This is a genomic window from Rhodoplanes sp. Z2-YC6860 (assembly GCF_001579845.1).
Taxonomy (GTDB): domain Bacteria; phylum Pseudomonadota; class Alphaproteobacteria; order Rhizobiales; family Xanthobacteraceae; genus Z2-YC6860.
Genome location: NZ_CP007440.1, coordinates 3,225,732 through 3,247,305, shown reverse-complemented (window position 1 = coordinate 3,247,305; position 21,574 = coordinate 3,225,732). Strand labels below are relative to the sequence as shown.

Genomic DNA, 21,574 nt, shown 5'->3' with positions numbered 1-21,574 from the left:
GTTGAAAGAACGATCAAGGTCGTCATACGCGCGTCACATCTCCGCGGAAACACCGCGCCAAGCGTGAGCGCCGACGATGTGCAGTAGCCTGAGCATTACGGTCCACCCGGCGGGACCGTTCTTCCCCAAGCGCCAACCCGGGTGTGCCGAAGCCCACGGCGCACCCCTACCCCATTACTGCCAACGGTATCCTTTGCCATGCCACGATGCGCGCCATATTCGCGAGATTTTTGAAGGAGGCGACCATGGCCAAGGCTGGACGTTCGACTGAGGCGGCATTCGCGCCGAACGAGCAACTGCAAACGGCGTTGAAGGGCGGCAGCGACGACGTGTCGGTGCTGCGCGGCTTCATCGGCGAGACCGATCGTGACGGCTACATCCGGCTCTACGCGTCGATATCGGACACGACCACCAGCGTCGAGATCGCCAAGGACGACATCGTCGACACCGGAGACGTCCAGGGCAACACGCTCGGCAAGCGCTTCGTGCTGATCCGGAAAGGCGCGCGCATCACGGTCATCAAGACCCGCACCACCGAGTTTGGCAACGGCCCGGCGTTGAGCGGCGACGAGATGGTGCCGGTGCGGGCAGGCCGGCTCACCATGCAGCTTCGCAAGGCCGTGGCTGACACCTGTGTCTGTATCTGCTCCTGCGGCACCTGCCAGAGCCACTGCACCAACTATTGTGGCGTCTGCACCTGCATTCCGCAGACCAAGGCGCAGTAATGCTTGCGACCGCGAATCCTGCGGAGAGCGCCGGCAGGGCGAGCACCGCCTCGCTCGACTTCGAGGCGCCTTATCTGATCGAGAAGCTGGTGAAGGACCGCCTCTGCGCGAACGCGGAGGAAGCGGACGCGCTGTTCCGCGAGGTCAAGCGCTTCCTGTACCTGAACCGGGCCGACCGCAGCCGGATCTGGGACATGTACTCGCACCGCGTCGACGAGGTGTGGCACCAGTTCGTGCTGTTCACCCGGCAGTACATGGAGTTCTGCGAGCGCCACTACGGCATCTATCTGCCGCACGCGCCGAGCAATGCGCCCAAGCCCGAGCGCGGTACGTTTCCCGACGTGCCGACCGCGACGTTCGCGGAGTTCGCCGCGCGTTACGAGACGATGTACGGTGAGCCGCTGCCGGACTGCTGGCACGACGACCGCAGCGTCAGCCTCAACCGGCGCGTCATCGACCAGCGGATCGGCAGACTGCTGATGCAGGAGACCGGCGGCAATCTCGAACTGTTGAGCGGCGATGGCACGGTGGAATTCGCCATCAATTCGATCGCGGTGTCGGCCATCACGTTCATCGCGGAAACCGGCGCATTCTATGTGCGCGAACTGCCCGGCGAACTGACCGATGAGGAAAAGGTCGCGCTGGTCACGACCCTGGTGCAGCACCGCTTTCTTCGCGTCGCCGGCTAGTTCTACTGCGTCAAAGTGCCGTCGTTCGTTACTGTGCCCTCTCCTTGTGGGAGAGGGCACAACAATAGGCGCTTCGCTCTCTTCTGACGCAGTCAGATTAGGACGCGATCAGCTCCTTGATCCGCGACCAGCTCTTGCGGCCGTCACGGCCGGTGTCGTCGTAATCGGTCGGCGGATAATCGGAAATCGCCTTGAAGCTCGGCCGCGCCTTGATGCGGGCGAACCAGTCGGCAAGACGCGGGCGCTTCTCCCACATGGCGTCGAGGCCAAGCCGGTCGATGCGTTCGACATAGGGCGTGATCTCGGCATCGGCCAACGTGTACGTGTCCGAGGCGAGCCACTTGGTCCTGGCAAGCTGCGCCTCCATCTCACCGAAGGTCTTCTCGAACACCTTGATGTGGTCGCGGAAGAACGGCGTCTCGATGCCCTTTTCGATGAGCGCCCGCTGCCGCTCGCGCCGTGCGGGGTCCGGCATCTTCATCAGCCGCTCCTCGAGGCCGTCGCCCATCTGCTTCTTGAGCTGGGGCCCGAACGAAACCGCAAAGCTCACCGTGGCGCAAGCCATGTGCAGGATGTCGTCGGGAAGCTTGCACCAGAGCCGCATCGTCGCCCGCTCCACCGGCTTCTTCGGCATCAGCGGCGGGTCCGGAAACACCTCATCGAGATAGGCGCAAATGACACTCGACTCGACGATGACGTTGCCGTCATGCACCAGCACCGGCACCACGCCGCGCGGATTCATCGCCTTGAACTCGGGCGTGAGCTGTTCACCGCGCGCGAGACTCAGATGATGGTTGGTCCACGGCTGGTCTTTTTCCGAGAGGACGACGCGGACCTTCTGCGCGCAGACCGAGATGTTGTTGTGATAGAGCTCGAGCACCGGCGTCTCCCTGAAGTTTCTCGCCGGAGGGAGTCTAGCAGGGATTTCGCAACCGGAACGGCCATGACGGATGCGCATCCGTCATGGCCCCATCCCCGGCTCAAGTCTTGTATTTCGGCATCATGGTTTCGGCGTTGCCGCGCTCGATCAGGCGCAACTCCGCGGCGCTGAACATGCCGGTCTCGCGGAGCTCCGTCGCCGTGCCGCTCGCCGTGAGGAACGGGAAGTCGGTGCCGAACACCAGCTGGGTCGGCTTGATGAGCTTCATCAGCGAGGCCAGCGGATAGACCGTCGAGGCGTTGGCGGTGTCGTAGTAGAAGCGCTGCAGATAGTGGATCGGCCCTTCGGGCAATCGTGATCTCAGATCCTTGCGAAGGTCGGCAAGGAACGTGAAGCGCTGGACCAGATAGGGCGCGGTGCCGCCGGCATGCGAGAAGATGAACTTGATATCGGGGAAGCGCGGCGCCGTGCCGCTGAAAATGAGGCTCGCGATGGTTCGCGTGGTGTCGGTGCCGAGCTCGATGGCAGGCTCGAACACGTCGGGTACGAGGTTGCGGCAGCAGGCGTTGCGGAACGGATGCGTGTAGACCACCGCCTTGCGGCGATTCAATTCCTCCATCACCGGCGTGAAGGCCGGATCGCCGAGGAACTTGCCCTCGTAGTCGGTCATCATGCAGATGCCGTCGGCCTTCAGCGTGTCGAGCGCGTATTCGATCTCGCGCAGCGAGCCCTCGACGTCGGGCAGCGGGACGGTGCCGAACAGGCCGAAGCGGCCGGGATACTCCCTGACCAGACGCGCGCCGAAGTCGTTGGTCTCGCGCGCCAGTGCGCGGGCCGCGTCATAGTTGCCGAAGAACACGCTGGGCTCGCTGATCGACAGGATCGAGGTCGCGACGCCCCCTTTGTCCATGTCCTCGATCGACTTCTGCGCGGTGAGCCGCATCAGCGGCACCTGCCCGGTCTTGCGGCCAGTGATCTCCGCGATGAAGCCCGGCGACGAGAAGTGGTGGTGGACGTCGATCCGGAACGGCTTCTCAGAGGCTGCCGTCTGCGCCTTCGCGGTGCCGGCGCCAAACAGCGCGCCGGCGCCCATCGCGGCCATGCCTTTGAGAAAATTCCGCCGGCCGCAGCAGCCGGCGGTGTGGACGTGACTTGTGTCACAACGGAAGGCGCCGGGAGGCGTGGCATTGAGCATTGTCATGGTTGTCACCTCAACGTTGGAAATGCCTTTCGCCCCTCGACGTCTTGCCTGCTCCCTACTCGCCGCGCGCCAGCGGCGGCGTGGCGTAGCCCGGCACCACATGGGCGTCGATCAGATACGGCTGTCCCTGCTCGACGACCTTGAGGCCGCGCAGGATGGCGGCTTCGAGATCCGGCACGTTCTTCACCGGGCCTTCGGCCTCGACGCCCTGCGCCCGCGCAAGCGCTGCGAAATCGAGCTGCGGATGATCGATGCGCTGGCCGATCCAGCGGTTCTCCACCGGCCGGGCGCGGATCTTCGCCACGGCTTCCTGATGCAGCTCGTCGTTGAAGTTGGAGCGGTTGTTCGAGACGATATAGAGCGCCGGCAGCGAATAATGCGCGGCGGTCCAGAGCGCGGAGACGCCCTGCATGAAGTCGCCGTCGCCGAGCACCGAGACCACCGACCGGCCGCTGTCCTTCATCGCAAGCGACACGCCGACCGTGATGCCGGGACCAGCCGCAAGCCCCGCGCCGCCGTCGTGGCCCAGGAAATCGAGCGGATCGTGGAACGGGTAGACGTCGCCGGCCCAGCCGATCGTGGTGTGCGCCAGGCTGAACTTGCGCGTGCCCCTGATCTTCTGCAGCGCCACCTCGACGTCGCGCGGCATGATCTCGGTCGCGCTGTTGGCGGAGTATTCGGCGGGAGCCAGCGTGCTCTTGCCGGTGCTGCGGGACGCCGGCCGCTTGGCAAAGCGCTTCTGCAGCACGGGCAGCAGTTGCGCGATCAGCACGTCGGCGTCGGCCGCGACCGGCAGATCGATCGGCGGCAGGCTGAAGTAGTCCATGCTCCAGCCGTTATGCAGCGCGTGATCGAGCGAGACATGCGCGACCTTGGCTTTAGTGTCCGCGGTCTTCTTCGAGATCTGCAGGAAGAAACCGTTGAGGTCGACCCAGTCGAAGCTGACGATCAGATCGGAATCCGTCACGACCTCCTTGGCCTTGGGGCTCAGCCAGTAGGACGGCGGCACCGCGTGCTGCGGATGATCGGTCGGGAACACCGAGCGCTCGCGGATCGACGTCAGCACCGCAGCGCCTGAGTGCTCGACCAGCGCGACGCGGCGATCCCAGGCGTCCTGCTTGCGCGAACCGCGCCCGAACAGGAACAGCGGCTTCTTCGCCGCCGCGATCAGATCGGCCAGCGCCGAAAGCTGCGCCTCGGAGGCCGACGGCGCATCCGCGGCGCGGAAGCGGCTCGGATCGGGAACGTAGACCGAGCGGTCGAGCTTGGTCTCCTGCAGGCCCGCATCGAGACAGACATAGACCGGCCCGTAGGGCGGCGTGGTCGCCATCTGATAGGCCTTCAGCATGCCCTCGACGATGGCGGCCGGCGAGCGCGGCTCGTCGTCCCACTTGGTGAAGTTACGGAGCAGCGCGCCCTGGTCTTTCGCGGTGTGGATCCAGTCGATCCACGGCCGCCGCCGCTCCGCATCGACCGGCCCTGTCGCGCCGAGCGCCAGGATCGGCATGCGGTCGCACCACGCGTTGAACACCGCCATCAAGCCGTGCATCAGGCCGACATTGCTGTGCAGCACGCAGGCCATCGGCTCGTCGGCGACCTTGGCATAGCCATGCGCGATGGCGACGACGTGGTCCTCGTGCAGGCACAGCAGCATCTGCGGCGAGCCGTTGCCGAGATAGTTCACCAGGCTGTCGTGGAAGCCGCGATAGCTCGCGCCGGGATTGAGCGAGACATATTTGATGTTCAGCTTGCGCAGCATCTCGGCTGCGACGTCGCTCGCCCATCCCATGTCGTTCGGGGCAGCCTTGTTTACCGGCCTTTCAAGGTCTTTCATGTCTTCTCACTTTGGTGGTGTTGAGGCCGCGCGAACTGCGCGGCCCTGTTACGAAGAAAGTGCGATCAGTTCTCCGGCTTGACGCCGCTCGCGGTGACCAGCGGTCCCCACAGCTTGTCTTCCTTGACCAGGAAGGCTTGCGCCTGTGCGGGCGTGACTTCCAGAAACTCCGCGCCCTGCTCCTCGAGCTTCGTGCGGAAGTCCGGGTCTTTGACGACCGTCGCGATGTCGGCTCCGATCTTCGCGACGATGTCGTCCGGCGTCTTGGCGGGAACCACGATCGAGGACCACGACGAGCCGACGTATTTACCGAAGCCCTGCTCAACGGAGGTCGGAACGTCCGGCAACTGCTTGATGCGCTTTTCCGTCAGCACCGCGATGGCGCGGACCTTGCCGGCACGGATCTGCGGCAGCACTTCGGTCGAGGGCCCCGAATAGAACGAGATGCGCCCGGTGATGAGATCGGCGAACACCTGCCCGCCGCTGCGATACGGCACATGCACCATGTCGAGCTTCTCGCCGAGCGCCATGTACTCCGACATCAGGTGCGGCGACGACCCCGGTCCGACGGAGGCGAACGGCGTGCCGGGATTCTTCCGGGCGTATTCGAACAGCTCTTTCAGATTGTGCACTGGCAGCGAATTGCTCACCACGGTGACCAGCGGATAATAGGCGATCACCGAGACCGCGCGGAAATCCTCCAGCGCCTTGTAGCGCAGGTTGGAATAGACGTGCGGCATGATGACGAAGGGCGGTGGCGCGAGCAGCAGCGTGTAGCCGTCCGCCGGTTGGGTCGAAGCGTAAGCCGTGCCCAGGGTCGTGCTGGCGCCGGGCTTGTTTTCGATGATCACCGGCTGCTTCCAGATTTCGGAAAGCTTCTGGCCGACGGCGCGGCCCATGATGTCCGAGGCGCCGCCGGGCGCAAACGGGACGACCAGCGTGACATTCTTGGACGGATAACTCTGCGACCAGGCTTGAGTCTGGACGGAACCGAGGATTGCGAGCACAGCCAGAAAACAGCGCATAACGACCTCTTCGTTGATGCCGCCCGGCGCTGGAGTTCAGCGTCGCTTGCGGCGCACTCCTGCCGGCACCAGGATCGCGGCCTCCGCCTTCGACATCGTTCGCTCGATGTGCGCGGCCGACAGGCGGCATGCGCGATCGGCGTCGCGCGCGAGCGCCGCCTTCATGATCGCCTCATGCTCGTCGACGTCCTCGCGGGGACGGGAGGTATTGGAAATGGAAAGCGCGACGTAGCGTTCGGATTGGTCGAACGCCGTCTCACGGAAGGTCTCGATCATCACCGAGCCGCTGGCGCTGGTCAGCGCCGCATGGAAGTTGCGGTGCGCCTCGACCCACGGCCGGCTCAGCCGGTTGCTGCTGCCCTCGAATTTGGTCTCGCGCGAAAGCCGATGAAACGCCGCGACGACGTGAGTCTCCCACGTCAGGTCGCCGCGCTCGATCGACCAGCGCAGCGCCAGGCATTCGATCTCGCGCCGCACCGCGCAGACGTCGCGCAAATTCTCCGCCGATGCCGGCAGCACCTGGAAGCCCTTGTTCTGACGGAGCAGCACGAGGCCTTCCGCTTCGAGCCGCATCAAGGCTTCGCGCAACGGACTGAAGCCCACTCCGTAGCGCTCGCGCAGATCCTCCATCCGCAGCCGCGCGCCCGGCAGCAGATCGCCCACCAGAATGTCGGAACGGATGCGCTGCCAGACCTGAGCCGATTGCGTGACGACCTGCTTCTCACGCTCGAATTTGGGGGCTTCAGTGGTTTTCATGATCAAATCGAATCCCGGCCATTCACAATGGGCGGTCCTTTTACTGGACCGTCGGACAACTCGCAAAGGCAAGCATCCTGCATCGGATGACCATATTTTCGATAATCATTTGACTTGCAGAAAATATCTTGAAAGTGTGCGCCGATCAAGCCGCCAGCCGCAACGACGCCTTTTAAATCCGACGATTTTGCCGCCGCATGAATGCAACCACCACAGTCACGGTGTCCGCCGAAGCATTGGCCGGACTTGTCCGTAGAATCTTCGTCGCCGCAGGACTCGCCGAGCCCGCGGCGCAGACGGTCGCGGACGGCTTGGTCGACGCCGATCTCGAAGGCCTCGCCTCGCACGGCGTCATGCTGGTGGACCTTTATGTCGACCGTATCCAGGCCGGTTCGGTTTCGACTGCGGACGCGGGCACGGTGGTGTCCGACCGAAGCGTCGCGGTGGTGCTCGATGCCGGCAACGCGCTCGGTCATCTGACCGGCGATCAGGCCATCGGCCTCGCCATCGAGCGCGCCCATCGCCTTGGCGCGGGGATCGTCGCGGTCCGCCACGGCTTCCACTTCGGCACGGCGCGGCGTTACGCGGTGCGCGCGGCGGAAGCCGGCTGTATCGGCATCGTCGGCTGCAACACGCGGCCCCTGATGCCCGCGCCCGGCGGCGCCGAGCGCGTGGTCGGCAACAATCCGCTCGCCATCGCGGTCCCGACCGACGGCGCGATTCCGCTGGTGCTCGACATGGCGACCAGCGAAGCCGCGATGGGCAAGATCCGCATGGCGGCGAAGCAGAGCAAACCCATTCCGGCCGGCTGGGCCGTCGATGCGCAAGGCAGCCCCACCACCGATCCGGAAACCGCGATCGCCGGAATGCTGCTGCCGACCGGCGGTCCGAAAGGCTTCGGCCTGTCGCTGCTCATCGATCTCATTTGTGGACTGCTCTCGGGCGGGGCGACCGGACGCGACGTCCAGCCGCTCTATGGCGATTTCGCCAGGCCCTACGATTGCTCGCACATCTTCATCGCGGTCGACGTTGCGCATTTCGGCGATGTCGCGGCGTTCAAGTCGGCAGCGGCAGCTGCGGCCGAACAAATCCGCTCGGGTAAACGGGCTCCGGGCGTCGACCAGTTGTTCACGCCAGGCGAGCCCGAGTGGCGCAAACGCGAACGCGCGCAAGGCCAGCTGACGCTGCCGCCCGCGGTCGTCGACATGCTGACGCGTTACGCCACGAAGCTTGGCGTCTCGCCTCATCCGCTCGTCCCCTGAAACACTTCAATGACCGTGGGCATCGTCGTCCCACGGCATCAGAAGCTTTTCGGCGAGCACCACGGCGCCGTACAGCACCATCCCGAGCAGGCTCAGAACGACGAGCGAAGCCCACACCAGCGGCGAATCGAGCTGGGAATTCGCGGCCAGCAGCAGATTGCCCAGCCCTTCGTTGGAGCCGACGAACTCGCCGATCACCGCGCCGATGACGGCAAGCGTGACGGCGATCTTGGCGCCGGAAAAGATGAACGGCAGCGCCGACGGAAGCTGAATCTTGAGGAAGGTCTGCAATCGCGAGCATTGCAACGACCGCGCCAGCTCGAGAAGCTCGGGCGACGTGGCGCGAAGGCCGGTCGCGGTGTCGATCACCACTGGAAAGAACGCGGTCACAAACGCCATCGCGAGCTTGGATTGGATTCCGGTGCCGAACCAGACCAGCAGGATCGGCGCGATGGCGATTTTCGGGATCGACTGGCTCGCCACCAGCAGCGGGTAGAACATCTGATTGGCGGCGCGCCAATACGTCATGACGACCGCGATCGGAATGCCGATGCCGAGCGCGAGCAGGAATCCGTAGATGCATTCCAGCGCCGTGATCCAGAGCTCTTCGGTCAGCAACTGCCACCGCTGAACCAATGCCATGAGCACCTGAAGCGGTGTCGGCAGCACCACGGCCGGCACCTTGAACAAGACGACGTAGTAGTGCCATGCCAGGATGATGATCGCTGTGCCCAGCAACGGATAGACGATCTTCAAAACGCGCTTGCTCATGGCTTCACCACGCCGAGCGCAATCCCGGCCTCGCGCTCCAACTCATGGAACTCCGGAAGGAAGCGCGACTGCGCCGATCTCGGATACGGAATGTCGACCTTCAGCTCTTTTGCGATGGTCGCGGGCCGCTTGGAGAACACCAGGGTGCGATCCGAAAGATAGATCGCCTCGGCGATGCTGTGCGTGACGAACAGCACCGTGGCCTTGGTGACACGGCGGATATCGAGCAGCAGGTCGTTCATTTCCAACCGCGTCAGTTCGTCGAGCGCACCGAACGGTTCGTCCATCAGCAGGATCGAGGGCTCGTGAATGATCGCGCGGCACAGCGACACGCGCTGCTGCATGCCGCCCGACAACTGCTTCGGATAGGCCTGCTCGAAACCCTCGAGCCCGACCAGCTTGAGTATCTCCCGCGCGCGGGCCGTTGCCGCAGCGCCGCCTTTTCCCAACACCTCCATCGGAAACAGCACATTCGCGAGCACGCTGCGCCACGGCATCAAGGTCGGCGCCTGAAACACCACGCCGACGCCGGGGAACGGCTTGACGATCGCCTGACCATCCAACTCCAGCAGGCCGCCGCTCGATGGGATCAGCCCACCCATCATCTTGAGCACGGTGGTCTTGCCGCAGCCGCTCGGTCCAAGCAGAGCAACGAGATCGCCTTTGTTGAACTCGAACGAGACGTCCTTGACCGCCGTGACGGTCTGCTCGCCGGTCTCGAAGGTCTTGGACACCCCGACGACCCGCCCGAACGGCGTCCGCCGGGCGTCGTCGCGTCCGTTCACTGCTTCAGGCATTGGCCGCCGATCGAATGTTGCGAAAGCGTCTCAGGGCAGCACCGGCTTGTCCGGCATGAAGCCTGCCGCGTACACGTCCTCCGGCTTCGGGGTCTTGTCCTGCGGGAAGCCGCCATTCTCCGCCATCCATTCGACCGACGACTTCATGCGCGCCGGCGTGAACGACCCGATGCCGTTGATCTTGACCTCGGGGGTGACCGTCAACTCTTCGACGATCTTGAGCTCCTCGACCGTTATATCGTTTTTCAGAGCCTTGGAATATTTCTGGATGATCTCGGCTGCTTCCTCGAAATGCTTGAAGGTGTACTGATAGCCGCGCAGCGTCGCGCGGACGAAGCCCTTCACCACGTCGGGGTTTTCCTTGAGATAGGTTTCGGTGGCGCCGATGCCGTTCGAATAGAGATCGAGGCCGTGATCGGCGAACAGGAACGTCTTCACTTGCGCGTTCTTGGCTTCCTTGGCGGCACGCACGAGTGCCGGACGGCTGATGTTGAAGAAATCGATCGCAGGAATCTTGTCGGTCACCAGCATCGCGATGCGCGCCGCGGGCTCGATGCTTTCGACCGAGAGCTTGTTCGGATCGAGACCGTTCTTGCGCATCAGCGCCTTGGCAATGCTCGGAATGAAGCTGCCCGCGTTCGAGCCGACCTTCAGCCCTTCGAGATCGGAAATCTTGGTGACGTTGGCGCCGGGATCGAGCGAGAACAGGCAGTACGGCGCCTTCTGGTAGATGACCGAGACGACCTTGACGGCCGAGCCATTGGCGCGCGCCACCACCAGGCTGGCCACGTCGACGAAGCCGATCTGCGCGATGCCGCTGTCGACGTTCTGAATCGCCGCGGCGGTCCCCTTGGCGGGGACGAAATTCACGTCGAGACCTTCTTCTTTGTAGTAGCCCTTGTCGAGCGCTACGTAGAGCGGCGCGTGCCGCCCCAGCACGATGATGTCGAGCGAGAACGTGACCTTCTTCAGCGCGCGCTCCTGCGCCATCGCGGGAGCGCTGGCGAACGCCGCGCCGAACAACGCCAGCAGAGCCGCGCAGCCAATTGCCGCACCAAGCCGTTTCATGTGGATCTCCTCATCAACAAGGGAATGCTTTTGATTGACCCGGGCTTTGTCCGCTCCAAAAATAATCGCACCCACAATTTCAGCATGTCAATTGATTTTCGAAAATATATGATATTTTATGATATCGGTTTTGGCTGTCCTGGACCTCTTCCAAGATGCGGCCATCAGGACATCGCGACGGATGATCGGACGGCCCATCTCACTTCGCGCCGGCGACGGCCATAACCTCAGCGCCTACGAGGCCAAGCCCGATGCGCGGCCGCGCGGCGGCATTGTTCTGGTTCAGGAAATCTTCGGCGTGACCCCGCACATCCAGAGCGTTTGCAACGGCTATGCCACGCAGGGCTATCACGTGGTGGCGCCGGCCTTGTTCGATCGCATCAGCCCCGGCCTCGAGCTCGGCTACTCCAAGGACGATGCGGCAACAGGCCGCGCCATGCGCACCCGCATCTCCTGGGAGCAGGTGTTTGCCGATGTCGTCGCCGCGCAAACGCAACTCCGGGACTCGGGCAAAACCGCCGTGCTCGGCTATTGCTGGGGCGGCACGGTGGCCTGGCGCAGCGCGACGCAGCTTCCGAACGTCGCTGGCGCGGTCTGCTATTACGCCACCGGGATCGTGCCCCACGTGGCCGAGCAGCCGCGCTGCCCGGTGCTGATGCATTTCGGCGATAACGATCCGATCGCGACACCCGACCATGCGCGGCAACTCCGCGCGGCGCATAGCGAGGCGAGCGTCAGCATTCACACCTATCCGGCGAGCCACGGCTTCAACTGCGACGAGATCGCAAATTTTCACGCGCCCAGCGCGGAGCTGGCGCTGCAGCGCTCGCTCGCATTCCTGGCGTCGATGATGAACTGAGCAACAAGCAAGCAAGGACAGTGCAATGCCTAAAATTCAGATCACGAGCCCGAAGCTGCGCCAGCCGAATGGCGTGTTCTCCCATGCCACGGCCATCGAGGCGACCGGCCGTTTCGTGTTCATCTCAGGCATGACCTCGCGGCGTCCGGACGGCAGCATCGCCGGTATCGGCGACATCACCGAGCAGACGAAGCAGGTCTGCGAGAATCTGAAAGCCGCGGTCGAAGCCGCCGGCGGCACGATGGACGACATCTGCCGCGTCGACGTCTATGTCCGCAACATGGAGCACTTCGACGCGATCCATAAGGTTCGCGCCCAGTACTTCAAGGCGCCCCTGCCCGCCTCCACCATGGTCGAGATCAACAAGATGACCTCGCCCGACTATCTCATCGAGATCAACGCCATCGCGGTTCTGCCGACGAAGTAAGGACGGCGTGGGGACCGCGCCCATTGCACGGTTCTTGCTCTTCAAGAAACATCACGAGGAACACCGATGACCACGCTCCCCGCTGGCGCTCCCAGCCTCGAAGAAATCCTGATCCAGTCGGAAGGCATGCCATGGCGCGAGAAGTCGCTGAAAGGCATCTCCGAGAAGATGCTGTGGCGCAACGAGGACACCGGCGCCTCGATCGCGCTGATCAAGTTCGACAAGGGCGCGGGCATTCCGCAGCCGCACTTGCATGCAGCGAACCAGTTCATGTTCTGCCTGCGCGGCAGGTACGAATACACCGCGACCAAGGTCGTGCTGACCGCCGGAAGCTTCTACTGCAACCCCAAGGGCAACGTGCACGGTCCGGCCGTTGCGCACGAGGAGACCGTCGTGATCGAGATCTATGACGGCCCGCACTATCCGCAGAAGCCGGACTGGTACACCGACGAGCAGGACGCTCGCTGAGTAAACACAGCAGATTGGAGACCGAAGCTGATGCTGCGTCGCGTTCTTGCTCTTGCGTTGATCGTCGCCCCCGCCTGCGCCGCGCAGGCGCAGGACTTTCCGTCACGGAGTGTCACGGTGGTTTCGCCCTATCAGGCCGGCGGAACGAGCGACATCATCGCCCGCATCCTGGTGCAGAAGCTGTCCGAGCGCTGGGGCAAGAGCGTGATCGTCGAGAACAAGCCCGGCGCCAATGGCGGCATCGGCGTCACGACCGTTACCAAATCCGCGCCCGACGGCCACACGCTGCTCGCGGTGGCGTCCAGCGCGCTGACGATCAATCCGCTGTTCTACCCAAGCCTGCCCTATGACGTGAGCCGCGACCTTGCGCCGGTCACGCGCACCGGGTCCGTCGCCAATGTCCTGGTGGTCAATCCGTCTGTTCCCGCCAAGACCGTGCAGGAGCTGATCGCGCTCGCCAAAGCCAAGCCCGGCCAGCTCTCCTATGCATCCCAGGGTGTCGGCTCGAACGGCCAGGTGACGGGCGAGCTGTTCAAGCAGCGCGCCGGCATCGACCTGCTGCACGTGCCCTACAAGGGCAGCGCGCCCGCGGTGCAGGATCTGCTCGGCGGCCAGGTTCAGGCGATGTTCGACAACCTGCCTTCGGTGCTGCCGCTGATCAAAGGCGGCCAACTCCGCGCGATCGCGGTCACCACGGCAAAGCGCGAGGCGCAGCTGCCGGACACGCCGACCATTGCCGAATCCGGCCTGCCCGGCTTCGACACCAGTGCGTGGTTCGCGCTGCTGGCGCCGAAGGAAACACCAGACGCCATCCGCGCCGAGATCGAGCGCGCGGCCGTGGCGGTGCTCACCTCGGCCGACGCGCGCGAACGCTTAAACGCCGCGGGCGTCGATGTCGCGGCCGACGGCGCCGCCACCCTGCAGCAGCGGATCACGGCCGAGACTGCCATGTGGCGGGAGGTCATCGTCAAGGGCGGCATCAAGATCGAGAAGTGACCGCGCGCGCGGCTGGCTCTGGCTGCCGGTGACGAGCGTCGCCACCATGTCGGCCGTGGCCGCCGACAGCGTCCATCCAAGATGGCCGTGGCCGGTGTTGTAGAACACGCGCGGATTCCGTCCACGCATCACCCGCGGCAGCATGTCCGGCATCATCGGCCGCAGTCCCGCCCACGGCATGGACTGGCGCGTGCTCACGCGCGGAAAATGCGTCTGGCACCAAGCGAGCAGCGGCGCGATCCGCTCGGCGCGGATGTCGCGGTTCATGCCGTTGAATTCCGCCGTGCCGGCGATGCGCAACCGCGATGCGCCAAGCCGGCTGCTGACGATCTTGGTCTGGTCGTCGAGCAAGGCCGTCCATGGGGCCGCATCCTGATCGGCCTTTTCCGGAAGCTCGACGGTGATCGAATAGCCTTTGACCGGATAGATGTTGATACGATCGCCCAGGCTTGCCGCGAGCGCGCGCGAGCCCACGCCGCTGCAGACCACGATCTGATCGAACCGCTCGATCGTGTCGCGCGCGTCCGCGCCGATCGGCCGGCTGGTCACCGACACCGCATCGGCGCCGGCCTGCACGGCTGAGACTTCAGTCGACATCCGCATGACGACGCCGAGCCGCTCGCAGGCGCGTGCGAGGCCAACGGTGAACTTGTGGATGTCGCCGCTGAAATCGGACGGCGTATGGTAGCCGCCATAGAACGTGCCGTTGAGCGCAGGCTCGATGCTTCGGATTTCGGACGGCGTGACGGAATGGCGCTGCAGCCCGCCTTTGGCCAGCAGCGCAGACACGCGACCGGCATGCTCGAAGTCCGCCTTGTTGTGATAGACATGCAGCATGCCGCGGTGCTGGCAGTCGAAGTCGATGCCTTCGTCCGCGGCCATCTGCAGCAGATGCGCGCGCGCCTCGATCGCGAGGCGAACGGTCGTAACGGTGTTTTCCTCGTAACGGGGGATCGCCCCGACGAACTCCGCCATCCACGAAATCTTGTGCCAGGACGGTTTCGGGTTCACCAGCAGCGGCGCGCCCGGCGTGAACATCCATCGCAGGCCTTTGAGGACGGTGGCCCAGCTGTTCCAGACCTCGGCATTGGACGCCGAAAGCTGTCCGCCGTTGGCGAACGACGTATCCATGGCCGGATAGCGCTGACGGTCGAACACGGTGACGCGGCAGCCGCGTCTGGCGAGCTGATAGGCGGTGGTGATGCCGGTGACGCCGGCACCAATGACGGCGACTTTGGAAGAGTGAGAGTGAATCATGGGCGCTCCTGTCCGCTGTGCGGATGTGAAACGCCCCCTCTGTTATTGGCCTGAGAGCTTCATTGTCGCCCGAGGATCGGACGACAACTTACACCGCCGGCGGGAGCTGCCGCTCCACTTTTCAGAGTGTGAAATCATCCCGGTCCGTTTGCCTGAGAGTTTCCGGGGCGGTTGCTCCGTCGGCGCCACGCCGCAGCTGCGGAATGGACTCTTCCGAGATGACAATTTGATCCGGTAACGATCCTCCGTCGATAACGAGCGCTCCATCATAACCCGATTCGCGCTCCATTGCAGACATGGCCCTTACAGTGACCTGACGCAAGCCAGAGTTTGCCTCGGAACGTTGACAAATTCGCGCAGGGCAAATTAGTTGTCGGTAAAACTATCTGCTCGCACGACCAACGCGCGAGCCAACCGGGGGAAGCATCCATGAGCCTGGCCCGCCGCCAATTCATTCAGTTGAGCCTGGGAGCCGCAGCCCTTCCCGCCCTGTCGCACCAGGGATGGGCGCAAAGCTATCCGTCGCGGCCGATATCGCTCGTTGTCTTCCTTCCGGCCGGCGCGATCCCCGACATCATCGGCCGGCTCATCGGCGACGCACTGTCGCAGCGGCTCGGCCAGCCGATCATCATCGACAACCGCCCTGGCGCCGGCGGTAACATCGCGCTGCAAGCCGTTGCGCGAGCGCCGGCGGATGGCCATACGCTTCTTCTCCTGGCCTCGCCCCATGCCGTGAACGTGTCGCTCTATCCAAGCAATCCGGTCAGCCTGACCAAAGACATCATTCCGGTCGCGAGCCTGAACCACGACACGTTCATCCTGCTGGTCAATCCGTCGCTGCCGGTGAACACCGTCGCGGAATTCATCGCTTATGCGAAGGCCAACCCCGGCAAGATTAATCTCGCCTCGAACGGCACCGGCAACCTCACCCACCTCGCAGGCGAGCTGTTCAAGATCGCAACCGGCATCGATGCGTTGCACGTGCCTTATCGCGGCTCGCCGGCATCGCTCGCGGCCTTGACGGCCGGCGACGTGCAGGCCGGATTCGATACCGCCGGGACGTCGCTGCCGCTGATTCAAGCCGGCAAGATTCGCGCGATCGGCGTGTCGTCGCTGACGCGCGTGTCACTTTTGCCCAACGTCTCAACGATCGCCGAGACCGTCCCCGGCTACACGGTCACCGGATGGCTCGGCATCGGCGCAACGAAGGGCACGCCGGCAGAGATCGTTCAGCGGCTCAATCGGGAGATCAACGCGGTGCTCGCCGAGCCCGCCATCAGGTCGAAGATGGCCGATCTCAACAGCGAGCCGTTCACGAGCACGCCTGCCGAGTTCGCCAAATTCACCGCTGAAGACGCCGAGAAGTGGGGCAAGGTTGTGAAAGCGGCCGGCATCAAGATCGAATAGGCCGGCTTGCGATGCAGCGTTGATCACACAGGATCCCGACACACGTTTGGGCTCCGTCGATCAAAGCTGCGAAAGCGTTGCCGACACCAGGCGGCGACAGGAGAAATGGAATGCCGACGATCGACGTATTCACCCACGTGCTGCCGACGCGAACGATGGCGGCCATGGAGAAGCTCGGCACAGGTTTCGGAACGATGGGCAGTCGCATCGCCGCGATGAGAATGCTGCACGACCTTGAAAGCCGCTTCCGCGTCATGGATGAGTTCGGCGACTACCAGCAGATCATCTCGCTCTCCAGTCCGCCGATCGAAGAGGTTGCGAACGCTGAGGACGGTGGACGCATCGCCGTCATTGCCAACGACGAGATGGCCGAGCTGGTGGCGCGCCATCCAACCCGGTTTCCAGGATTCGTCGCGTCGGTGTGCCTGCTCGATCCCGATCAGGGTCTGAAGGAAGGCGAACGCGCCCTCGGTGAGCTTGGAGCCGTCGGCCTCCAGCTGTTCACGGATGTCGGCGGACGTCCGCTCGATCACGCTTCCTTCGATGGCGTGTTCGAACTCGCATGGAAGTCTGGCGTGCCCATCTGGCTGCATCCGACGCGTCCGCCGTCGATCCCGGATTTTGCGGCAGAAGAACACTCGCACTTCGACATGTCGCAGATTCTCGGCTGGCCCTACGCGACAGCCGTCACCATGATGCGGCTCGTTCTGACGGGGCTGTTCGATCGCTTTCCGGGAATCCGGATCATCACCCATCATCTGGGCGGCATGATCCCGTTTCACGCTGTCCGCGCCGAACGCGGGCTCCTGCGGGAGTCGATGAACCGATCAGACACGGGCCCCGAGGCGCGGACCCAACGGTTGCGGAGGCCGCCGCTGCAATATCTGAAACAGTTCTACGCCGACACGGCGATGCACGGCGCAGATGCGGCGGTGCGTTGCGGACTGGAGTTCTTCGGCGAGAACCGGGTGCTGTTCGCCACCGACCACCCGTTCGGCACGATCCAGACCGGCATCGATATGATTCCGCGGCTCGCGCTCTCCCCTTCCGGTGAAGCGAAGCTGCGGCATGAAAACATCGAGCGGCTCGTGGGCGGCAAGCTGAAAGGTTGACGGCAGATGCGTCCGAGAACCGCACTGTTCACGCTGCTGAAGGCCGGCGCCGCCGCGTGCGCTGTCTTTGTCTTTGCTGCTGCGGTCGCCCAGGCACAAGATGCCAAGGGGCCGCGCGGCGTCGTCACGATCATTTCCCCGTTCGCGCCAGGCTCCGCACCCGATGTGTCGGCGCGGGTGCTGGCTCCGTTGCTGTCCGAACGTTGGGCAACATCCGTCGTTGTCGAGAACAAGGTCGGCGCCAATGGCAACATCGCGATGGCGTCCGCCGCCCGGGCCGTGCCGGACGGGACCACGCTGATCATGGCGCCCGACACCGTCTTCTGCATCAATCCTCATCTCTACAAGTCGACATCGTTCGACCCCGGCCGGGATTTCGTCCCGGTGGCAAGCGTTGTTTCAAATCAGTTCCTGTTGCTGGTTCATCCGAGCGTGAAAGCGAACGATCTGGCTGGCTTTGTCGCGCTCGCCCGTGCCGCGAAACCGCCTCTGCTCTATGCCTCCATTGGCGTCGGAAGCTTGCACCAGCTCGCGATGGAGATGCTGAAGAAGCGTGCCGGGATCGAGCTGACGCATGTGCCGTACCGTGGCGGCAACGCCACGCTGACGGCCATCATGGGCGGCGAAGTCCAGGCCGCATTCAGCGGCGCCGCGAGCGCCGGGATCATCGCGTCCGGAAAGCTCAAGGCTCTGGCGATCAGCGGCACCAGACGATCCGCGGCGTTTCCCGACGTGCCGACGCTTGGTGAGACCTACCCGGGTCTTACGGTCGACGCCTGGATGGGGCTGTTCGCTCCGGCGGGCATGCCGGAGAGCCTGCTGGAGAAAATCCGCGCCGACGTCCGCGATACGCTCGCAAGCCCGGCCTTCAGGGATCGCATCAACGTGTCCGGAAACCTGGAACCGCTGCTCCTGGACGTCCCAGCGTTCAAGCAGACGATCGCATCCGACACGGCGAAATACACGGCCGTGTTGAAGGAGTTGAATATCCAGGAGCCGTGACCCGGCGCCGCAACCGGCTTTATAAACCCGCTCCTCGCGCGCAGAACAGCGCGGCGCTCGTCAGCAAGCTCAGCCCGCTGAAGGCCAGGAGCGCGCCGCGGCCGTTCACGAAGGAGTCGGGAAACGGCTGCAGCAACAGCGGGGCTGCGAGCAGCATCGCGCCGCCGCCGATCACCGCCGCGTACCACGGCACTGTGCGCCAGATCAGGGCGACGCCTCCCAGCAGGCACAGGACGCAAAGCGCCAGCGAGCCAAACAGGATGACGCGGCCGGCGTCCGTGCGCAGGGCCGGCGCACGATGCTCGGCCGGAAAGTGCCCGCTGGCCGCAAGTCCGCACAGGCTTGCGCTCAACAGCAGGAGCATGAACGACAGCAACGGAATGACGGCGCTTCCAGGCAGCATGTGATGGCGTGCAGATGCAGGCTTGCCCTTGACCGACGAAATCGCCGCTCGCTAATATATGACACATATATTAGATCATCAGACAAGACACCTCACGTGGCTCCGAGCAGACGCACCAGCGGACACCGCGCCGCCGCCCGCCAGGCGGCGCAGCGGCTCGCGGGCCCGGTGCGCCGCCCGCGCGAGGTCATGCCGGCCGAGACGCTGACCGAGCAGGCCTATCGCATTATCGAGGAACAGATCGTCACGTTGCGGCTGAAGCCCGGCGAGGTGCTGTCCGAGCAGCTTCTGTCCGCGAGCTATGGCTTCGGCCGCACGCCGATCCGCGAGGCGCTGCAGCGCCTCGCCCGCGAGGGGCTCGTCACCATCCTGTCGCGCAAGGGCATTCTGGTGTCCGATCTCAATCCACGCACCCAGCTGCTGGTGCTCGAGGTGCGCCGCGAGCTCGAGCGCCTGCTGAGCCGTGCCGGAGCCGAACGCGCCACCAGGCTGCAGCGCGAGCAGTTGCAGGACATTGCCCGCCAGATGGATCAGGCGGCGAGTCGCAACGACGATATTTCCTTCATGCGGCTCGATCGCGAGCTCAACCTGCTGGTGCTGGAAGCCGCGCACAACGAATTTGCCGAGCGTTCGATGAAGCTGTTGCAGGGGCTCTCGCGCCGCTTCTGGTACATGCACTATCGCGACGCCGCCGACCTGCCGCTCTGCGCGCGGCTGCATGCCAACCAGGCCCGCGCCATCGCCAAGGGCGATGCCGACGCCGCGGCGCGCGCCAGCGACAAGCTGATGGACTATGTCGAGACCTTCACGCGTGCAACGGTGCAAGTGTGATCATAAAGTGTGATCATAAAGTGTGATCATGAGGTGTGATCATGACGGTCTATGAAGGCAAGCGCACGATCGACGGCCTCCGCGTCACCGCCGACGGCAAAAGGCTCGACGAGCATTACGAGATCAAGCGGTTCACCAAATATGGCTTCGAGTGGACCTACGAGGGAGAAAGCCCGCAGCAACTGGCGCTGGCCATTCTCTACGACCATCTCGGCGACCATGATCGGGCGGTCAGGCTGTCGCAACCCTTCATGACGGAGATCGTCGCCAATTTTGACAACGATTGGACGATCGACGGACAGGAGATCGACGCGTTTCTGCGCGCCCACGCGTGATTGCGCCACAGGTCTCGCGGTTACCCGCGCTTGTTGCTGACATGCGTCTGATATATCATTGCGCCCAAATAGAACAATCCGGCCGGAACCACGGCCGGGGCTTTGAGGGGAAATGGCTTCAAGGGGAGGACAACCGATGGGCCTTTCACGTCGCACGCTATTGAAATCGGCGGCTGCAGCTGGCGCGCTCTCCGCATCCGGCGGCGTCTTCGCGCCGGCGATTGCGCAGAACAAGCCGGTGCGCATCGGCCTCCTCGCGCCGCGCTCCGGCATTGCCGCGGCGCCGGGCGAGAACGGCATCCGCGCCACCCAATGGGCGGTCGAGCGCTTCAACGCGGCAGGCGGCATCGCCGGACGCAAGGTCGAGATCGTCATCGAGGAGGAATCCTCCCCGAAGGACACGATCGAGCGCTTCGGCAAGCTCGTGCAGCAGGAGAAGGTCGACTGCGTGCAAGGCATCATCTCGACCGGCGCGGGTCTGGCGCTCGGCCCAGCGGTCGAAGAGGCGCGCGCGCTGACCATCTATTGGGACGGCACCACGCAGGACGGCGTCGACGAGAAGATTCCCAATCCGCGCTATCTGTTCCGCTCGACCGACAACGAGTGCGAGGCGGTGATGTCCTCGCTGCTCACCATCAAGCACTGGAAGGGCAAGTTCGTCACGGTCGCCGGCATCAACCCGGACTATTCCTACGGCCGCAACAACATGGCGGCCTTCATCGCCATCCTCAAGCGCTTCGGCATCGAGCACAAGGTCGTCACCGAGCAATGGCCGAAGGTCGGCACCATGGACCTGACCAGCCATGTCGCGGCGCTGAAAGCCGCGAAGCCGGACTTGATCTTCTCTTCGCTGCTGTTTGCCGACCTGCCGGTGTTCATGAAGCAGGCGCACGCGGCGGAACTGACCAAGGACACCAAGCTCGTCTTCCCGGCAGCCGGCTGGCAGCACACGCTGATGAAGAAGGAGTTCACGCCGGAAGGTATGCTGTTCGGCCACAACACGCTCTACTTCGCCAATCCGAACGCCTCGGCTTTGGCGAAGGAGTTCGTCGCCTGGTACGAGAAGACCTACAAGGACTACCCGGAGTGGGAGGCCGATCGCGCCTACTTCGCCATCGCCTCCTACAAGGCGGCAGTCGAGAAGGCGGCGAAAGCAAAGAATGGCGCGTGGCCGTCGCAGGACGACGTCATCGACGCCATGGTCGGTCTGTCGGTGGAAAGCCTCGGCGGCCAAGGCTCCTGGCGCAAGGATCACATCGCCGACCAGACCTTCGTGCAGGGCTTCACCACGCACAACAACAGTTATGATTTCGTCACGCTCGGCGCGTTCGAGACCATGTTCTCGACCGATCTGCAGAAGCCGCCGGGCGCCAATTTCTGGGAGTGGATCAAGACCGCGCAGTTCAAGGTCTAGCGCATGTCCCGGAAAAGTGGGCACCGGTTTTCCGAACAGGACATGCGCAAACTCT

Annotated in this window: 22 protein-coding genes, 1 pseudogene and 1 riboswitch; of the genes and pseudogenes, 13 read left to right on the top strand and 10 right to left on the bottom strand. The window is 64.0% G+C overall.

The window, feature by feature from the left end:
* Nucleotides 1-245 precede the first annotated feature (245 nt).
* Nucleotides 246-725, top strand: a complete 480-nt coding sequence (locus RHPLAN_RS15000; RefSeq protein ID WP_157100278.1) for a hypothetical protein — start codon at nucleotides 246-248, stop codon at nucleotides 723-725.
* A complete protein-coding gene (locus RHPLAN_RS14995; RefSeq protein WP_068019367.1) occupies nucleotides 725-1,414 on the top strand; it encodes a glycine-rich domain-containing protein in 690 nt (229 codons plus the stop codon). The genes RHPLAN_RS15000 and RHPLAN_RS14995 overlap by 1 nt, the downstream gene beginning before the upstream one ends.
* A gap of 97 nt (nucleotides 1,415-1,511) precedes the next feature.
* Here RHPLAN_RS14995 and RHPLAN_RS14990 read toward each other — a convergent pair whose 3' ends face one another.
* From RHPLAN_RS14990 to RHPLAN_RS14970, 5 genes are all read right to left on the bottom strand, one after another.
* Nucleotides 1,512-2,294 (bottom strand): glutathione S-transferase family protein, encoded by a 783-nt coding sequence (locus tag RHPLAN_RS14990; RefSeq protein ID WP_068019358.1) that lies wholly within the window; start codon nucleotides 2,292-2,294, stop codon nucleotides 1,512-1,514.
* A gap of 100 nt (nucleotides 2,295-2,394) precedes the next feature.
* Nucleotides 2,395-3,495 carry an amidohydrolase family protein gene (locus RHPLAN_RS14985; protein WP_198164930.1) on the bottom strand — a complete coding sequence of 367 codons (1,101 nt, stop codon included), beginning with the start codon at nucleotides 3,493-3,495 and terminating at the stop codon, nucleotides 2,395-2,397.
* A gap of 55 nt (nucleotides 3,496-3,550) precedes the next feature.
* Nucleotides 3,551-5,329, bottom strand: coding sequence for a thiamine pyrophosphate-binding protein (locus RHPLAN_RS14980; RefSeq protein WP_084244924.1), 1,779 nt, complete (start codon nucleotides 5,327-5,329; stop codon nucleotides 3,551-3,553).
* 65 nt (nucleotides 5,330-5,394) lie between these two features.
* Nucleotides 5,395-6,354: a Bug family tripartite tricarboxylate transporter substrate binding protein gene (locus RHPLAN_RS14975; protein ID WP_068019355.1), complete on the bottom strand. Its 960-nt coding sequence runs from the start codon at nucleotides 6,352-6,354 to the stop codon at nucleotides 5,395-5,397.
* A gap of 36 nt (nucleotides 6,355-6,390) precedes the next feature.
* The gene (locus tag RHPLAN_RS14970) at nucleotides 6,391-7,110 is read right to left on the bottom strand and encodes a GntR family transcriptional regulator (RefSeq protein WP_157100277.1); all 720 of its coding nucleotides are present in this window, start codon (nucleotides 7,108-7,110) and stop codon (nucleotides 6,391-6,393) included.
* Between the two features lie 197 nt (nucleotides 7,111-7,307).
* On the opposite strand from RHPLAN_RS14970, the gene RHPLAN_RS14965 reads away from it, so the two are divergent.
* The gene (locus tag RHPLAN_RS14965; RefSeq protein ID WP_068019350.1) at nucleotides 7,308-8,372 is read left to right on the top strand and encodes an Ldh family oxidoreductase; all 1,065 of its coding nucleotides are present in this window, start codon (nucleotides 7,308-7,310) and stop codon (nucleotides 8,370-8,372) included.
* 6 nt (nucleotides 8,373-8,378) lie between these two features.
* Here the strand turns inward: RHPLAN_RS14965 and RHPLAN_RS14960 are convergent, their stop codons facing one another.
* From RHPLAN_RS14960 to RHPLAN_RS14950, 3 genes are read right to left on the bottom strand one after another with little or no spacing between them, the layout of a single operon-like run.
* On the bottom strand, nucleotides 8,379-9,143 hold the full coding sequence (locus RHPLAN_RS14960; RefSeq protein ID WP_068019347.1) for an ABC transporter permease: 765 nt from the start codon (nucleotides 9,141-9,143) through the stop codon (nucleotides 8,379-8,381).
* Nucleotides 9,140-9,940: an ABC transporter ATP-binding protein gene (locus tag RHPLAN_RS14955; RefSeq protein ID WP_084244922.1), complete on the bottom strand. Its 801-nt coding sequence runs from the start codon at nucleotides 9,938-9,940 to the stop codon at nucleotides 9,140-9,142. Before RHPLAN_RS14955 ends, RHPLAN_RS14960 begins: the two co-directional genes overlap by 4 nt.
* A gap of 30 nt (nucleotides 9,941-9,970) precedes the next feature.
* Complete coding sequence (locus RHPLAN_RS14950; protein WP_068019343.1) at nucleotides 9,971-11,008, bottom strand: ABC transporter substrate-binding protein; 1,038 nt, start codon at nucleotides 11,006-11,008, stop codon at nucleotides 9,971-9,973.
* 181 nt (nucleotides 11,009-11,189) lie between these two features.
* Here RHPLAN_RS14950 and RHPLAN_RS14945 point away from each other — a divergent pair, with 181 nt between their 5' ends.
* The 4 genes and pseudogenes from RHPLAN_RS14945 to RHPLAN_RS40535 all read left to right on the top strand — a co-directional run.
* A complete protein-coding gene (locus RHPLAN_RS14945) occupies nucleotides 11,190-11,867 on the top strand; it encodes a dienelactone hydrolase family protein (protein ID WP_068019340.1) in 678 nt (225 codons plus the stop codon).
* A gap of 25 nt (nucleotides 11,868-11,892) precedes the next feature.
* Nucleotides 11,893-12,294 carry a RidA family protein gene (locus RHPLAN_RS14940; protein ID WP_068019337.1) on the top strand — a complete coding sequence of 134 codons (402 nt, stop codon included), beginning with the start codon at nucleotides 11,893-11,895 and terminating at the stop codon, nucleotides 12,292-12,294.
* 66 nt (nucleotides 12,295-12,360) lie between these two features.
* Complete coding sequence (locus RHPLAN_RS14935) at nucleotides 12,361-12,762, top strand: cupin domain-containing protein (protein ID WP_068019334.1); 402 nt, start codon at nucleotides 12,361-12,363, stop codon at nucleotides 12,760-12,762.
* 30 nt (nucleotides 12,763-12,792) lie between these two features.
* A pseudogene (locus tag RHPLAN_RS40535) lies at nucleotides 12,793-13,674 on the top strand (Bug family tripartite tricarboxylate transporter substrate binding protein); the annotation flags it as partial.
* Here the strand turns inward: RHPLAN_RS40535 and RHPLAN_RS14925 are convergent.
* Nucleotides 13,636-15,015, bottom strand: a complete 1,380-nt coding sequence (locus RHPLAN_RS14925) for a D-amino acid dehydrogenase (RefSeq protein ID WP_084244918.1) — start codon at nucleotides 15,013-15,015, stop codon at nucleotides 13,636-13,638. The pseudogene RHPLAN_RS40535 and the gene RHPLAN_RS14925 sit on opposite strands and share 39 nt — an antisense overlap.
* A gap of 130 nt (nucleotides 15,016-15,145) precedes the next feature.
* A riboswitch (glycine riboswitch) is annotated at nucleotides 15,146-15,241 on the bottom strand.
* A 104-nt stretch (nucleotides 15,242-15,345) separates the two neighbouring features.
* Between RHPLAN_RS14925 and RHPLAN_RS14920 the strand changes: the two genes are divergently transcribed.
* The 3 genes from RHPLAN_RS14920 (at nucleotide 15,346) to RHPLAN_RS14910 (ending at nucleotide 18,536) form a co-directional block, all read left to right on the top strand.
* On the top strand, nucleotides 15,346-16,422 hold the full coding sequence (locus RHPLAN_RS14920; protein ID WP_157100276.1) for a Bug family tripartite tricarboxylate transporter substrate binding protein: 1,077 nt from the start codon (nucleotides 15,346-15,348) through the stop codon (nucleotides 16,420-16,422).
* A 110-nt stretch (nucleotides 16,423-16,532) separates the two neighbouring features.
* A complete protein-coding gene (locus tag RHPLAN_RS14915) occupies nucleotides 16,533-17,534 on the top strand; it encodes an amidohydrolase family protein (RefSeq protein ID WP_068019325.1) in 1,002 nt (333 codons plus the stop codon).
* A gap of 6 nt (nucleotides 17,535-17,540) precedes the next feature.
* Nucleotides 17,541-18,536 carry a Bug family tripartite tricarboxylate transporter substrate binding protein gene (locus RHPLAN_RS14910; RefSeq protein WP_068019322.1) on the top strand — a complete coding sequence of 332 codons (996 nt, stop codon included), beginning with the start codon at nucleotides 17,541-17,543 and terminating at the stop codon, nucleotides 18,534-18,536.
* Nucleotides 18,537-18,555: 19 nt separating this feature from the next.
* On the opposite strand, the gene RHPLAN_RS14905 is transcribed toward RHPLAN_RS14910, so the two are convergent.
* Complete coding sequence (locus tag RHPLAN_RS14905) at nucleotides 18,556-18,939, bottom strand: hypothetical protein (protein ID WP_068019319.1); 384 nt, start codon at nucleotides 18,937-18,939, stop codon at nucleotides 18,556-18,558.
* Nucleotides 18,940-19,035: 96 nt separating this feature from the next.
* Between RHPLAN_RS14905 and RHPLAN_RS14900 the strand changes: the two genes are divergently transcribed.
* From RHPLAN_RS14900 to RHPLAN_RS14890, 3 genes are all read left to right on the top strand, one after another.
* Complete coding sequence (locus RHPLAN_RS14900) at nucleotides 19,036-19,770, top strand: GntR family transcriptional regulator (RefSeq protein ID WP_237180146.1); 735 nt, start codon at nucleotides 19,036-19,038, stop codon at nucleotides 19,768-19,770.
* Between the two features lie 41 nt (nucleotides 19,771-19,811).
* Entirely contained in the window at nucleotides 19,812-20,105 is a 294-nt protein-coding gene (locus RHPLAN_RS14895) for a DUF6166 domain-containing protein (protein WP_068031219.1), read from the top strand.
* Between the two features lie 136 nt (nucleotides 20,106-20,241).
* The gene (locus RHPLAN_RS14890; RefSeq protein WP_068019316.1) at nucleotides 20,242-21,519 is read left to right on the top strand and encodes an ABC transporter substrate-binding protein; all 1,278 of its coding nucleotides are present in this window, start codon (nucleotides 20,242-20,244) and stop codon (nucleotides 21,517-21,519) included.
* Nucleotides 21,520-21,574: the final 55 nt, after the last annotated feature.